The sequence below is a fragment of the Caballeronia sp. genome, from assembly GCF_028292365.1.
Taxonomy (GTDB): domain Bacteria; phylum Pseudomonadota; class Gammaproteobacteria; order Burkholderiales; family Burkholderiaceae; genus Caballeronia.
On the sequence record NZ_JAQGMM010000470.1, the window covers coordinates 1 to 14,384 of the forward strand.

At 59.8% G+C, this 14,384-nt stretch carries 13 protein-coding genes; 5 read left to right on the forward strand and 8 right to left on the reverse strand.

Translation table 11 applies throughout. The features are described 5' to 3' along the window. The 3 genes from JWR14_RS27385 to JWR14_RS27395 all read left to right on the forward strand — a co-directional run. On the forward strand, positions 1–602 hold a 602-nt coding region (locus JWR14_RS27385; protein ID WP_299714978.1), incomplete at its 5' end, for an isochorismatase family cysteine hydrolase. 14 nt (positions 603–616) lie between these two features. Next, positions 617–1,003, forward strand: a complete 387-nt coding sequence (hpxZ, locus tag JWR14_RS27390) for an oxalurate catabolism protein HpxZ (protein ID WP_299714981.1) — start codon at positions 617–619, stop codon at positions 1,001–1,003. Between the two features lie 32 nt (positions 1,004–1,035). After that, positions 1,036–1,767: a GntR family transcriptional regulator gene (locus JWR14_RS27395; protein WP_299714984.1), complete on the forward strand. Its 732-nt coding sequence runs from the start codon at positions 1,036–1,038 to the stop codon at positions 1,765–1,767. Between the two features lie 67 nt (positions 1,768–1,834). On the opposite strand, the gene JWR14_RS27400 is transcribed toward JWR14_RS27395, so the two are convergent. From JWR14_RS27400 to JWR14_RS27430, 7 genes are all read right to left on the reverse strand, one after another. After that, the gene (locus tag JWR14_RS27400) at positions 1,835–2,935 is read right to left on the reverse strand and encodes a porin (RefSeq protein ID WP_299714987.1); all 1,101 of its coding nucleotides are present in this window, start codon (positions 2,933–2,935) and stop codon (positions 1,835–1,837) included. Between the two features lie 152 nt (positions 2,936–3,087). Beyond that, positions 3,088–5,007: a CocE/NonD family hydrolase gene (locus JWR14_RS27405; protein ID WP_299715013.1), complete on the reverse strand. Its 1,920-nt coding sequence runs from the start codon at positions 5,005–5,007 to the stop codon at positions 3,088–3,090. Between the two features lie 11 nt (positions 5,008–5,018). Then, positions 5,019–6,590 carry an ABC transporter substrate-binding protein gene (locus JWR14_RS27410; protein ID WP_299714990.1) on the reverse strand — a complete coding sequence of 524 codons (1,572 nt, stop codon included), beginning with the start codon at positions 6,588–6,590 and terminating at the stop codon, positions 5,019–5,021. Further along, positions 6,587–7,600, reverse strand: a complete 1,014-nt coding sequence (locus tag JWR14_RS27415; protein WP_299714993.1) for an oligopeptide/dipeptide ABC transporter ATP-binding protein — start codon at positions 7,598–7,600, stop codon at positions 6,587–6,589. Before JWR14_RS27415 ends, JWR14_RS27410 begins: the two co-directional genes overlap by 4 nt. Continuing rightward, a complete protein-coding gene (locus tag JWR14_RS27420; RefSeq protein WP_299714996.1) occupies positions 7,597–8,583 on the reverse strand; it encodes an ABC transporter ATP-binding protein in 987 nt (328 codons plus the stop codon). The genes JWR14_RS27415 and JWR14_RS27420 overlap by 4 nt, the downstream gene beginning before the upstream one ends. Before the next feature lie 8 nt (positions 8,584–8,591). Then, a complete protein-coding gene (locus JWR14_RS27425; protein WP_299714999.1) occupies positions 8,592–9,506 on the reverse strand; it encodes an ABC transporter permease in 915 nt (304 codons plus the stop codon). Between the two features lies 1 nt (position 9,507). Further along, positions 9,508–10,479, reverse strand: coding sequence for an ABC transporter permease (locus JWR14_RS27430; protein WP_299715001.1), 972 nt, complete (start codon positions 10,477–10,479; stop codon positions 9,508–9,510). 172 nt (positions 10,480–10,651) lie between these two features. Here JWR14_RS27430 and JWR14_RS27435 point away from each other — a divergent pair, with 172 nt between their 5' ends. Continuing rightward, positions 10,652–11,563, forward strand: coding sequence for a LysR family transcriptional regulator (locus JWR14_RS27435; protein ID WP_299715004.1), 912 nt, complete (start codon positions 10,652–10,654; stop codon positions 11,561–11,563). A 151-nt stretch (positions 11,564–11,714) separates the two neighbouring features. Beyond that, positions 11,715–12,473: a response regulator transcription factor gene (locus JWR14_RS27440; RefSeq protein ID WP_299715007.1), complete on the forward strand. Its 759-nt coding sequence runs from the start codon at positions 11,715–11,717 to the stop codon at positions 12,471–12,473. Here the strand turns inward: JWR14_RS27440 and JWR14_RS27445 are convergent. Continuing rightward, positions 12,415–13,575: a hybrid sensor histidine kinase/response regulator gene (locus JWR14_RS27445; protein ID WP_299715010.1), complete on the reverse strand. Its 1,161-nt coding sequence runs from the start codon at positions 13,573–13,575 to the stop codon at positions 12,415–12,417. The two genes, JWR14_RS27440 and JWR14_RS27445, sit on opposite strands and share 59 nt — an antisense overlap. Between the last annotated feature and the right edge of the window lie 809 nt (positions 13,576–14,384).

Here is a 14,384-nt window from a genome sequence, read left to right on the forward strand (position 1 = left end):
CGCTTGTCATCATCGACATGCAGCGTGATTTCATCGAACCTGGTGGCTTTGGGGAATCGTTAGGCAACGATGTATCGCTGCTTGCACAGATCGTGCCGACTGTCGCCTCGCTGCTTGCTTTGGCGCGCGCAAGCGGATGGTTCGTGGTCCACACGCGTGAATCGCATGCAGCGGATCTGTCGGATTGTCCGCCTGCCAAGCGGCTTCGTGGCGCGCCTAACGCTCGCATTGGAGACGAAGGACCGATGGGCCGCATCCTGATTCGCGGGGAACCGGGCAATGCGATCGTCGATGCCCTTGCACCGGCCGAAGGCGAGCTTGTCATTGATAAACCCGGCAAGGGCGCGTTTTATGCGACATTACTAACTCAGGCGTTGGTGGCGCGGCATATCACGCATCTGATTTTTGCCGGAGTCACGACGGAAGTATGCGTGCAGACGTCGATGCGCGAAGCGAATGACCGCGGTTACGATTGCCTGCTGGTCGAGGACGCGACCGCCAGCTATTTTCCGGCGTTCAAGCTTGCGACGCTTGCGATGGTACGGTCCCAGGGCGGCATTGTTGGATGGACCGCGCCGCTGTCATCTTTTACCGCAGCATGAGGAACCTGCCGACGATGGACATCAACCTGCCGGAAGTGATTGCCGAAGTGTGCGCGGCGTTTGTCGAGTACGAACGCGCGCTCGTGGCGAATGATATTGGAACGATGAACGCGTTGTTCTGGGACGCACCCGAGACGGTGCGTTATGGCATTGCCGAAATCCAGCATGGCGGCGAAGCGATTCGCCAATGGCGCGAAACCTGTGAACCGGTGCCCGCTTCACGCGCGTTGCATCGGACTGTCATCACCACATACGGCCGTGACTTCGCGACTGTCAGCACGGAATTTACGAGCGACGCAACGCCGTTGATCGGACGTCAGATGCAGACCTGGGCGCGCCTCGGTCCTGCCGAGGGTTTTACAATCGTCGCCGCGCATGTAAGCCTCATTCGCAAGCCCTGAACCGCCGATAACAAGAACAAAGGGGAACCCACATGTCGGAAGAGACAATTGAAACAGGGGTCGAAGCAATCGAGCCGAACGCCGCCAATCCGCTTGCCGAGCAGGTCTATCAGCGGCTGAAAACCGATATCTTCAACTTCCGGCTTTTCCCGGGCGATCGCTTTTCAGAGAACGGTATTGCACAGTACTACGGCGTATCGCGCACGCCGATGCGTGATGGCTTGTTCCGGCTGCAACGCGAAGGTTATCTGGAGGTTGGTTTCCGGCGCGGATGGAAGGTGGCGCGGATTGACTTCGACCAGATGGACCAGCTCTACGACCTGCGCATTGTGCTTGAAGTGGCCGCGCTTGAACGGTTGACATCGGGAAGCGAAGTAGCGCGTGAGGCTATTGATGCGCTCAAGGCAATCTGGTGCGTCGAGCCGGAAGCGCGCGAAGCCGATCCGGTGAAGATGTTCGGCATGGACGAAAATTTTCATCGGCAGATCGTGGCCGCTACCGGCAACGCCGAGATGGTGCGCGTGCACAACGACGTCACGGAGCGCATCCGCATTGTGCGCCGACTCGATTTTCTCAAGCCTCACCGCACCAGCGCGACCTATGACGAGCACTCGACCATGCTGTATCTCATCGAGCGTAACCGGCTGACCGAGGCAACTATTCTGTTACGCGCGCATATCACGCAGAGCAAGCTGGAGGTCCGGAAGATTACTTTGTCCATGCTCGATGCGGCGCGCGATGTGAAGCTGCCGTTTGTGTCTTAGGCATGCGGTGCAGGCGTGTTGCGCAAACGCGCCACTGCGGGGACAGTGGCACAGGTCAGCACACTATTTAGAATTTTTGCCGAATCCCGGTGACAGCCAGGAACTGCGTGTGGCTGCTCGACGCACCCGATGTCCCTTCAATCGCAGCGACCGCTCCACTCGCGCGCTGATAGATCAGATCAATGTATACATCGGTTCGCTTCGACAAGAAATACTGCAGAGCGCTCGTGGTCTGCCAGTAATGCCAGCTCGCAGGCTTGGCGTTCGCGGTTACTTCGGTATACGTCTCGCCCAACGCTGCCCGTAGCGCAGGAGTGAACTGATAGCGAATGCTCGCCTCCGCGTTCTGGAACGTCTGGTGTTGCGTGGTCGGTGTCAGGTCGAAGGTTGTGCTGGTGTACATCAAGCCGAGACTCGCCTTGCCGAAATCGTAGAGACCACCCGCGCCATAGATCTGCTGCTTTGTTATCCCTTTGATAAAAGTAAAGTAGTTATCCGAAGGAATAGATCCGGTAGTATCAACCGCCGGATTGTCGATACGAACATACGCCGCGCCAAGACGCCATGGACCACCCGCGTAGGACGCACCCACACTATAAGAACGGCTCAAGGCAAAATTGCCGGCGTTGTTGCTAAAGCCGTACATGGAATTGAGCTGCAAGCCATGGAAGTTCGGCGTGACGTACTTCACGGAGTTATCGGTGCGGAACGTGTTGTTCAGGTCGTCGGTATCGAACGGGTGTGTGCCGTATTGCGAAGTGTCCGCGGAGACCTGCAGCGGTTCGAGCGAATCCTGTGCCGCGTTGTACTGGCGCCCGAGCGTCACTGAACCCCATTTGTTGCTCGACAACCCGACCCACGCCTGACGGCCGAAGATGCGGCCGTTCGCACTTGCCGCGCCGGTCTGCAGATTGAAGCCGTTTTCAAGCCGGAAAATCGCCGCGTTGCCGCCGCCCAGATCTTCCTTGCCGAGAAAGCCCCAGCGTGATCCTTGCTCGCTGCCGGCTGTTGCCTGGTAATTGCTTTTGCCACCCTGGTTACTCGTATAAGTAAATCCGCCATCAACAATGCCATATAACGTTACGGTCGATTGAGCGTATGCGGTCGTCGCGATTAAGCCGAGTCCTACCGACGCGGCCAATAGGGCACGCGGAGTGTGCTTGTGCATGATCCTTCCTCTGTAGTTGATTGCTTTGGGTTTTGCCGCTGGTTTGATGCATGAAAAAAATGCGCAACAGTTCTCCCTGACGCCCGAGGGAACGGGCGCCGCTAGACAGGTTTCAGGGGCTTGCCGGCGAATGCCGGATTTACAGGGCGTGGCTAGTGGTCGGCGAGCGCCTCCAGGTCCCTGAGCGCGCTGACAGGCACGATCGGCAGGACGAGATGCGAAGGATGTTCCGTTCCCAGGTGCACGGTATTCACGGCAATTCGCGGTGCCCGCGCCAGAGCCGGGGATTCCCCACTATTCGGATTAACATCGAAATGGGGGAAATTACTGCTCGATATATCCAGTCGAATCCGGTGCCCGCGCTTGAATAAATTCGCGGTCGCAAAAGGCTCGATGGTTATTTCATAGATTCGGCCCGATTCGAGAAACTCGGGCTTGCTCCACGACTGATGAAAACGGCAGCGGAAAATGCCGTCGGTCAGGTTCATTGCGAAGCCTTCCGGGTAATCGCTGTTGGGCGGGTACATATCGATCAGTTTCGCGGTGAAATCGGTATCGGGTGCATCGGACGATATCCACAGTCTCACTACGATTGGCCCCACCACCGCCATGTCTTCTTCCAGCGGCGGCGTTTCGAATACAACAATGTCGTTGCGCGCGGCGAGCGGCACACCCGGGTTGCGTGTGCCGAAGAAGCGTTCATCTTCGCGCTGGTCGAACGCGCCGCCTTCAAAAACCGGCGCGCCCGATGTCAATGCGCCACCAATCGTAGGCACGGGGTTCGACGGATCGAATGCATACGAAACCGATGCATCCGCTTTTTCAGGCGGCTGCTCCGACAAAACGCCGCCCGCCGCCAAATAAAAACGCGTGTAGCGCGTGTCGGCCAGCGGCCACTGCGATGACTGGATCCACGAACCGCCGTGTTCCATGCGGCCATCGGCATTGCGGGCGCCACTGCCTCCGCCCATCAGGAAGATCCTTGCAACAGGATCGGATTGCTTGACTCCCACCGTGGCGGGCTTCAGCCACCGGTCGAACCATTGCGCACGAAACGCAAGCCAGTCCGCAGCTATCGGCCCTTCGATCATGGCGGCGGGTCCAAAATCGACATCGCCGCTGAACCGTGCGTTGCGGTCGCCGTGCAGCCAGGACCCCATGATCAGGTAAGTGGGCGCCGCGACAGGATCGAGCTTCGACATAGCCGCGAAGTTGTCCATGGTCGAGCGTACATACGCGTCGTACCAGCTCGACATCAGGACAGTCGGAACGCGCGCCATGGTGTCATAGAAGCCTTCCGCATAAATGCCGGGCTGCTGCCAGAATTCGTCGAAGGTTTCGTGCGTCCATTGATCGAACAGGTACCGCTCGTATTCAGGCACGAAGCGCAACGGCGACTGGCCCGGCCGCCACGGCATGCGTGCAAACCATTCCTTCAGATCCTGCGCGTCGAGTGCCGCCTTGAGCAACGGATCATTCAAAACCGCCTGACTCCCCTTTGCCTGATTCACCGCCCAGGTGGCCTGCTTGAGTTCAAAGGCGCCGCCTTGCCGGATGCCGCAGTGATAGCTGTTAGAGAACCCCCCCGAGTCGATCACCATGCACACGAGGCCCGGCGGGTTCATGCAGGCTGCGGCCATTTGTGTATGCGCGGCATAAGAGAGACCCATGGTGCCAACGCGGCCCGTCGACCAGTCTTGCTGCGTGATCCATTCGAGCGTGTCATAACCGTCCGGGCCTTCGGACAGATACTTCGTGAACTCGCCTTCGGATCCATGACGCCCGCGGCAATCCTGGAACACGACGGCGAAGCCGCGCGCAACGAAGTACGCAGCAACATCGCCACGACGCGCGGCCGGCTCTCCGCGGTTGATCTCCGAACGCGATACTTCGCGCTTGCCATAGGGCGTGCGTTCGAGAATCGTCGGCAAGGGCGCGTCGATACCCGGACGAAAACCTGCCGGCAGGTGGACGTCCGTGGCGAGGCGCACGCCATCGCGCATGGGGATCATGAACTCGATGCACGTTGCGTCCTGTCCGGATGCAGCGTCGAATGTATTGTTGTGAACCATATCGATCATTTTTATCGGATTCCTACATAAATTGCGGTGGTGTATTCAGCCTTGTTCGGGTGGAACGTGACGCCGTTGCGTGTCGCCCAAAAGTTCTCGGGGAAATACAGCGGGATAATCCCAAGATCGCGGAATCCCGCTTCCGCCGCTTGCTCCAGCAAGCGCTCGCGCTGCACCGGGTCGAAACTCGCGCTAGCCGCGGCGAGCGCCTGATCAAGCGCGGGATTCGAGTAGCGGGCGCGATTGAACGCGCCCGTTCCAGCGCTTCGCGAATAGGTCGCCATCACGTTGGAGAGCGCGATGGTGGAATCGCTTGTGGTGTTGCCGAAGCTGAAGATGAAGGCGCTGTAGCTTTGCTTGGCCGCGGCGCCCGCATAGACGTTGTAGGGCTGCGTGACCACGTTCGCGATCCGGATGCCGCCGCGCGCCAGCATTTGTCCAACGGCTTGGGCGACGTCGCCGTCGGAGGAGAACCGGTCGTTCGACGAATGGATCGTCAGCGTGAACCCATTGGGATAACCCGCTTGCGCAAGCAGTTTTTTCGCACCGGCGGGATCGTAGGTATCGGCTGGCAACGCCGGCGAGTAACCGCCCATTCCCTGCGGCACCATCTGGCCGGCAGGAACGCCCGCGCCGTTCAGCAGATACTGCGTGATAGCGCTCCGATCAATCATCTTTGATATAGCCTGTCGCACGCGCAGATCGCGCAGGGGATTGCTTCGCAGCGGTTGGCCGTCCGCACCGGTCACGAACGGCGACTGCTCGCGGCTCGTGTCCAGTGCGAGATAGATCAGCCGCGCCGATGCTCCGGCGTAAAGCGCGATAGCCGGGTCGCGCTTGAGCCGTGGCACATTGACCGGCGGAACGTTATCGATCAGGTCGACGGAACCGGAGAGCAGCGCCGACATGCGCGCGGCATCGTTGGCGACGAAGCGGACCGTGACGGCGTCGAATGGCGGTTTGGGACCCCAGTAGCCGTCGTTGCGAACGAGTTCAAGATAATCGCCCGGAACCCAGCGTTTCAGTTTGTAGGGGCCGGTCCCGACTGCTACGGCCGGCGATACGTACTGGTTGCTTTGATGGCCTTCGGTGGCATGCCGCGACACGATGAACAGCATGCCGATCTGCTCGAGAAACCCGGGTGCGGGGGTCTTCGTATGGATGCGCAGCGTGAGCGGATCGAGCACGTCAATGGACGATATATTTGCCACTGCGCCGGAGAAGGGCGCGGGGCTGTTCGGCACGTTCGACGCGCGTTTCACGGAGTACACGACGTCGGCCGTGGTGAACAGTGTGCCGTCGTGAAAGCGAACGTTGGGGCGCAGCTTGAATTCCCACGTGGTCGGATCCACGACTCTCCACGCCACGGCAAGAGCGGGTTGAATTTGCAGGTTCTCATCACGCGCGATCAAGCGCTCGAAGATGTTTTCCACCTGCTGATTGTTCTGCGTGCGGGAGAACAGTGGGTCCATCGACGAAGGTTCGGCGGCGACAGCCATGGTCAGCGCGCGGGCGGTCACGTTCGGCGGGACGCTGCATGCAGCGATCAAAACGCAGGCGGCGGCGATCCGGAAGCGACTCATTTCGCCTCCGTGAATAGATGACACGCGACCCAATGATTGCTTGCAGTTTCTGTCAATTCCGGATGCTCGACGTTGCAGCGCGGCATTGCGCGTGGACAGCGCGGATGAAAGTGGCATCCTTTCGGAGGCGCAAGCGGGGACGGAATTTCTCCTTTGATGGATTCGTACGCGCGCTTTCTATTCGACAAGCGGGGCACCTGGTCCAGCAGCGCAACCGTGTACGGATGCAGTGGCCTGGCGAACAAATCAGCCGTAGGCGCGGTCTCCACGATCCGTCCGAGATACATGATCGCGACGCGGTCACTGATATGCTCAACCACACCAAGATCGTGACTGATAAAAAGGTAGGTCAACCCAAGATCGCCGCGAAGCCGCATGAACAGGTTGATGATCTGCGCCTGGATCGACACGTCGAGCGCTGCGATCGATTCGTCGCAGATCAGGAAGTCGGGCTTCACCGCCAGGGCTCGCCCAATGCTGATGCGCTGGCGTTGGCCGCCGGAAAATTGGTGCGGATAGCGCTGCCTGACATCGGGATTCAAGCCAACCCGCTCCATCACATCAACCACGTAATCATCGAGGTCGCGCCGCTTCACCATGCCATGCACAAGCGGCGCCTCGCCGATAATTTCACGCACCCGCTTGCGCGGATTGAGCGATGACATCGGGTCCTGAAAGATCATTTGCGTCCCGAGCCTGTGCGCGAGTTTCCCCCGTGAACCGAGAACCGTTGTGCCGGCGCCCTGGGCATCGGCCACGTGGATGGTTCCCGACGACGGCGGCACGATGCCCGCCAGCATGCGGCCGAAGGTTGACTTGCCGCAGCCGGATTCACCCACGAGCCCGACCACTTCTCCGCGATGAATCTCGAGGTTCACGGTGTCCACCGCATGGACCGTCTGCGACACCGGTTTGGCGCCCAGCATCTGCGCAATGCGCTCGGCATAACTCGAACGCTTCACGAAACGGCGCGACACCTGGTCGGCTTTGACAAGAACTTGCGTGCTCATGCTGCTACTCGCTCAACGGGATGAAAACATCGGTGGAGATGGCTGTCGCTTGCTTTGAAAACCGGCGGCCTTTGTGTCCTGCATCTATCGGTGGCATGCGTGCATCGCGGCGAGAAGGCGCAACCCACGGGCAATGCAAGCGCCGAAGGGGCAACGCCCGGGACCTGCGTCAACGGCTCGCCGCGCGCCACGTTCTCCGGCACGGAGCCGAGCAAGCCGATCGTGTACGGATGCCGTGGACGTTCGAGGATCGTATCGACGTCACCTGTTTCCACCACGCGCCCTGCGTACATCACGCAGATGCGATCGGCCAGCCCCGCCACCACCGCGAGATCGTGGCTGACCCAGACCATCGCCGTATTCGAGCGCGCGCACAACTTCTGCATTTGCGCGAGGATCTGCGCCTGGATGGTGACGTCGAGCGCGGTCGTGGGCTCGTCGGCAATGATCAGGTCCGGCTTGTGCAACATGGCAATCGCGATCGCCACGCGCTGCCGCATGCCACCCGACAACTGATGCGGATACGCCTTGAGCCGTTCATCGGGCGCGGGAATACCGACCGCCGCGAGCGCCTCGCGTGCCTGTTCGCGAGCCGCTTGTTTCGACACCGACGCGTGAGCGCGCACGGTTTCGATCATCTGTGTATCGATGCGAAGGACAGGGTTCAACGTCATCATCGGATCCTGGAAAATCATCGCGATGCGATTTCCCCGTAGTTGCCGCAACGCTTCCCGGCCGTAGCTCGTCAGGTCCACACCCTTGAACAGGACGCGTCCGCCAACAATCCGTCCCGGCGCATCGATCAAACCAAGGATCGAGAAGCCGGTGATCGATTTCCCCGAACCCGACTCGCCGACAAGACCGACGATCTCGCCGGGATAGACATCGAAGCTCACGTCGTCAACGGCTTTTGCAACGCCGGCCGCCGTGAAGAAATGGGTCTGCAACTTCTCGACCGATAAAGTGGGAATAGCTGGAGGCATGGAATTTCCTATTTCTGAAGGCGCGGATTGAGCGCCTCGCGCAAGCCGTCACCGACCATGTTCATGCTGAAGACGAGCATGACCAGCAGCACGCCAGGGAACACGCTGATCCAGTAGAAGCCGGCAAGCAATTGCTGGTAGCCGTTTGCAATCAGCAAGCCGAGAGAGGGTTGCGTCACGGGCAAGCCGATCCCGAGAAAGCTCAACGTGGCTTCAGCGGAGATGGCGGCTGCCACCTGCACCATCGCAATCACAATGACTGGTGCGAGGCAGTTCGGCAGCAACTGGCTGAAGAGCGCGCGCCGATGACTGAAGCCCAGGCACAACGCCGCCTCCATGTATTCCTTCTTGCTTTCGACGGCCGCGACCGCGCGCACCGTGCGGGCGAAGTACGCCCATTGCACGATCACGAGCGCTAGGACCACCTTGTTCACGCCCTGGCCAAGAATGGCGAGCATCATCAAGGCCACGAGGATGGTCGGGAAGCCGAGCATGAGGTCGACGGTGCGCATGATCAGCGTGTCGATCCAGCCGCCGAAATACGCGGCCACCAGACCGAGCGTCGTGCCCACGATCAACGCGAACGCGCCGCTGGAGATGCCGACGCCAAGGCTGGTACGGAGGCCGAACATCATCGCGGCGAACATGTCGCGGCCCAGTGCGTCGCTGCCTAGCAGGAAGAGATGGCCGAGATGGCCGCGTGCGCCGGGAGGTAGCCTGCCATCGACAATATCGAGCGCGGCGAGGTCGTATGGATTCTGCGGCGCGAGCCATGGTGCGAAGATCGCCACGATGATCAGCGCAATGCAGGTCAGCGACGCGAGCGCGACGGCGGGGCGGCCGAACATGCCGCGTAGTGCTTGTCCTGTGCGTGTGTCGCGGTTTGTTGTCCAGCGCGGCAGGATGTTTGAAAGCGTGCTCATGTCAGGCACCTCCCAGACGCACGCGCGGATCAAGCAGCGAATAGATGATGTCGACCAGCAGGTTCAGCAGCGTGAACATGGCGACCACGATCAGAAGATATGCCACGACCACGGGACGATCGAGGCGCATGATGCTGTCGATGATCAGCTTGCCCACGCCCGGCCACGCGAAGATGGTCTCGGTCACCGTAGCGAACGCGATCAGCGAGCCGAACTCCATGCCGACCACCGTGACGATCGGAATCATGATGTTCTTCAGCACATGGACAAAAATGATCCGGCGCTCGCGCAAGCCCTTGGCGCGGGCGAATTTTATGTAGTCGAGCGGCAGCGTTTCGCGCACGCCGGCGCGCGTCAGCCGGGTCACGAGCGACATTTTGAACAGGGACAGATTCAATGCCGGAAGGATCAGGTGGATCAGTCCATCGCGCGTTGCGAGGCTCGTATGAATACCGAGCAGGGTGCCAAGATGACCCCGTCCTGCCGAAGGCAGCCATCCCAGCGTCACCGAAAAAATCAGCACGAGCATGATGCCCTGCCAGAAATTCGGCAGGCTGAAGCCGAGGATCGAGCCGCCCATGATCACGCGGTCGACCGGCGAATTGGCTTTTATCCCGGCCAGCAATCCAAGCGGTAATCCGATCATCAACGCCATGACAAGCGCCACGATTGCCAGTTCGAGCGTGGCCGGCAGGCGCTCCATGATCAACTGGATCGATGGCTGGTTGAATACGAACGAGCGGCCAAGATCGCCATGTAGCGCATGTTCTACAAACAGCATGTATTGCTTCCACATCGGCTGGTCGAGACCCAGCGAGTGCACTGCCTGCGCTATGTCGGCCGGGCTTGCGTCGGCGGGTACGAGAATCTGGATCGGGTCGCCAATGGCGAACACCCCGCAGAAAACGAGCACCGAGGTCAGCATCAGGATGCCGGCACTCTGTACAAACCGATGGATGATGAAACCAATCATTGCGTACGGACCTCGAGCGTTAAGTTTTGCGAACCCTGAGATTCCGGGCGATAGAAGCGTTTCAAGCCGCCAAAAAGCCCCGGCAAATCTCGTTCAGTTTCGCGATAATTAGGCCGACAAATTCCGGATGCAACACTATGCTGAATCTGCATAGCCTTATGTGCGAGAAAGGATGAACCTCAAACAGATCGAAGCGTTCGAAGCAGTGGCGAGCCTTGGAACGACCACGGCCGCGGCTCAGCGGCTGGAAATCTCGCAATCGGTTGTCAGCAGGCTGCTGGCTCAACTGGAAGAAGACCTCGGTCTCAGACTTTTTGTGCGGGAACAAGGCAGGCTTACCCTGACGCGCGAGGGGGCAGCGCTAGTCGATGAAGTGAAGACCCTGCTTGACGGCTCGCATTGCCTGCGGCGTCATGCGCAGCAACTGCGGCTTGGCGGAATGCAGCGGAAACTGGTTCGCGCGATGGTGCCGAACACGTTCGCCCAGCATGTCATGCCGCAAATCATGGAGATGTTCTGCAAGGCGCACGAGGACGCCGTGCTCGAGGTTTTGTCAGGCACGTATGGACAAGGCGAGCGCGCGCTCTTAAGCCGGGAAGTCGATCTGGCTTTCGTACAAATGCCGGAACGCCTGCCCGGTCTGCGGGTTCGTCGCGTATTTCATTCGCAGTCTGCGTGCGTTGTACCCGTCGATCATCCGCTAGCCGCACTCGACAAAATCAGTGCGATGGATCTCGAACTCGTGCCGCTGATCTTGCTCGGACGGCAAAGCCTGCACAGGCGCGAAGTCGACATGGCCTTCCGCCGCGCCCGCATCACGCCGCGCGTGCTGGCCGAAGTTCATTCGGTCGGCGTGGCCTGTGCCATGGTCGCGCGAGGCATGGGCGTGACGATCGTCACTCAGGTGCTCGCGGCCTGCTGCCCATCGGAAGGATTTGCCATCAGGCCATTCGAACCTGCGCTGCCGTTTGAAATAGGGCTGGCCACGCTGCAGGAGACACCGGAGAGTTCGATGACCGTCGCGTTGCTGGATTGCATTGGCGACACGCTGGCCGGCCTCAACGTCCAGCCTGCGGTTGTGTAATGTCGTGCTGATCCTGCAGACAATTCACCGCACGTGACCGCCATTCATTAGTCTGATCAGGCCACTACGGTCCGTGACGGGGGGGTACTGCGTGTAGTATTCGAAGGTCTGATTGCCGCTCGCCCCGAAGGTGTTTCTAGGAGACGATGGAATGCGCGTACTGATCGTTGATGATCACGAGCTGTTCAGGGCCGGATTGGCGCTGCTGCTGAAAGACCTCTTTCCGGACATTGAGTTGCTTCACGCGAGTACGTTGTCGCAGGGCATGAGTCATGCGCTCGGGGAACTGCTGAACATCGTTTTTCTCGATCTCGATCTTCCCGACGGCTACGGTTGCAGCGCGCTAGCTGAATTGAAGGAGTCGCGGCCGTCGTTGCCGGTGATTGTGATATCGGCTGACGAGAGCGTGGAAACCATTACGCGATGCATCGAGCTTCGCGCCATGGGATACGTACCCAAATCGTCGCCTCCTGAAGCGCTTCACGCCGCCATAAGCGCGGTGCTTGCCGGGGGCGTGTTCCTGCCCGCCGCGAGCATTGCGAGGCTCAGGCGTGACATGGGTACGGACGAGGCTCCGGCACATGAACCTGGCGAACCTGGAAAAGCGCGGCCGAGCATCAGTTCGGAAATGAGCACCGCATCCGGGCTGGGACTCACACCGAGAGAGTTCGAGACCTTGGCGTGGCTGGTACGCGGACTTCCCTCCAAGGCCATTGCGTTGAAAATGGGGCTCGAGGACATCACGGTTCGAAAATACGTCAGTCATCTGCTCGCTCATTTCAATCTGCGGCGCCGTACGGAACTCATTGTCATGCTGGCGGACAGAGGGATCAAACTCGGCGTCCCGCCAGTCACAGATCCCGTGCTTGACCGAGGGCTGTCGCCTGTTGAGCGGCAACGAAACGACTGACTTCATCGAGCGTGCTTTCTGGCGCGGAAGACTTCCGCAACAGAACGAACGGTTCGGCGAAATCGCGAAGGGCGCGCGGAGATACCAGTTCGCCTGTGATGAACGCGACCGGAAGCACGCCCGCCCAGGCGAAATGCCGCCGGATCCGTTCGGCAACCTCGATACCGGTTGGCCCGTCGCGCAGCCGGATATCGGTGACGATGACGTCGGGAATGCGGCCGTCATCGGCGAGAATGGTTTCAAATCCCGCCATCGACTCGGCGGTGTCCACCAATGCGCCCGCACTGAGGAACAAGCGCCGCAGGCCCTCGAGCACGGTCGGCTCGTCGTCGCACAGCAAGACATATCTGCCCTGGAGGACGGACGTGGATGCAGCGCTCCTTTGATCGTCCGTCCCAATGACGGGTGCCATTTCAGAGATCGGCGCGTACAGGGAGAAGCGCGACCCGCGCCCTTCGGCTGACCAGAAACTCATGCTGTGCTTCGGCAGAATGCCAATCACCCGATGCACGATAGACAGTCCGAGCCCTAGCCCCTTCGAGCGGTCGCGCCCCGGGTTGTTGATCTGATAGTACTCCGCGAATATCGCTTCCCTGTGCGCGGGCGCAATGCCAACACCTGTATCCCGCACGTCGATGCGAAGGCGATCCCCGATCTCCGCCCAGCCGATGACGACACCCCCCACGGAGGTGTTCTTGATCGCATTCGATACAAAATTGGACAGCGCCCGCTTGAACAGGGAGCGATCGGTTTCAATGGGCGGCGGGGAGTGCCGACGCGCGCTGAGTCTCAACTCGATGCCCCGCGACCTTGCCGGCTCAAGGTATTGCATGAAGACCTCCGTCAGCACGGCCTGCGTGTCGACAGGTACCACGTGCGGTGTGTATGAACCCAGCTCGCTGTAGTCCTGAATGTCCTTGAACATGTCGAGGATATCGCGTGCCGTTTCCTCGATGACGTCGAGATCATGACTTGCGGGGTGTTTGTCTTCGAGCTTTACCCGCGCGCTACGGATGAAGAGGTTGATCGCGGCGAGAGGCTGCTGGATGTCATGGTAAGCCGATGAAAAGAACCGCTCTTTCTCCTTAACGAGTTCTTTCATTCGTTCATTTTGCTGGTTGACGATGCGGGATGTCGCATCAACGCGTGCCTTCGCGGCGCGCAGCGTCCGCCGGGACATGAATTCGCGCCGGGCAGCGCGTTCCAATGGAATGCTGACGACGGCGCCAATCGCATACGTCATGTCAAGCATGGTCCCACGGGAAACCCAGTCAGCCCACTGCGTTGCAGCAGGACCCCTCGGCCACCAGTAAAGTGTAAAGTGGAATGACGTAACGCATAGCAAAACTAACCATAATGCCGTGATTGCACGCAGCCGGTACGACGTGAATATCATGAAAAGGACTAACGTCAGGACGGGAAAAACTGACCTCCACGCCATTTCTATCAGGGCAAGCTCCATCTGCCGCAACAGCGTGAACCAGCAGCTCAGCGTCCATATGCTGAGTAGTCCGACTGCCCAGCGTTCGTCGTAGGCGCGTCGTCCCCACAACAAGCCTACCGCCACTGACATAACCACGGCAGTTGCAAGTCTCAGGTAGACGAGGTGATGGTGGTAGAGATTGTCGGGATCGAGATTGTCCGGCCGCGACAAATCACGGACGGCAAAATATACCCATATGAGCGTGAAGATGGCCGAAGCAATCCTGCGTTGACCGGCGTAGCGACGTGCATAGTCCTGACGGAACGCGCGCTCTAAAGCCGCCGACCTGAACCTGCGCACTATGAAGTCTGACGGTCTCATAAGGCTGCTTGATCAGGAAAGCTGCCATGGGCGGATAGTGCGCGGAATCGAAAGGCTTTATTGGCGCACCAGGAGTTGGACAGGTTCGGGCCACATCGCGATAAAAA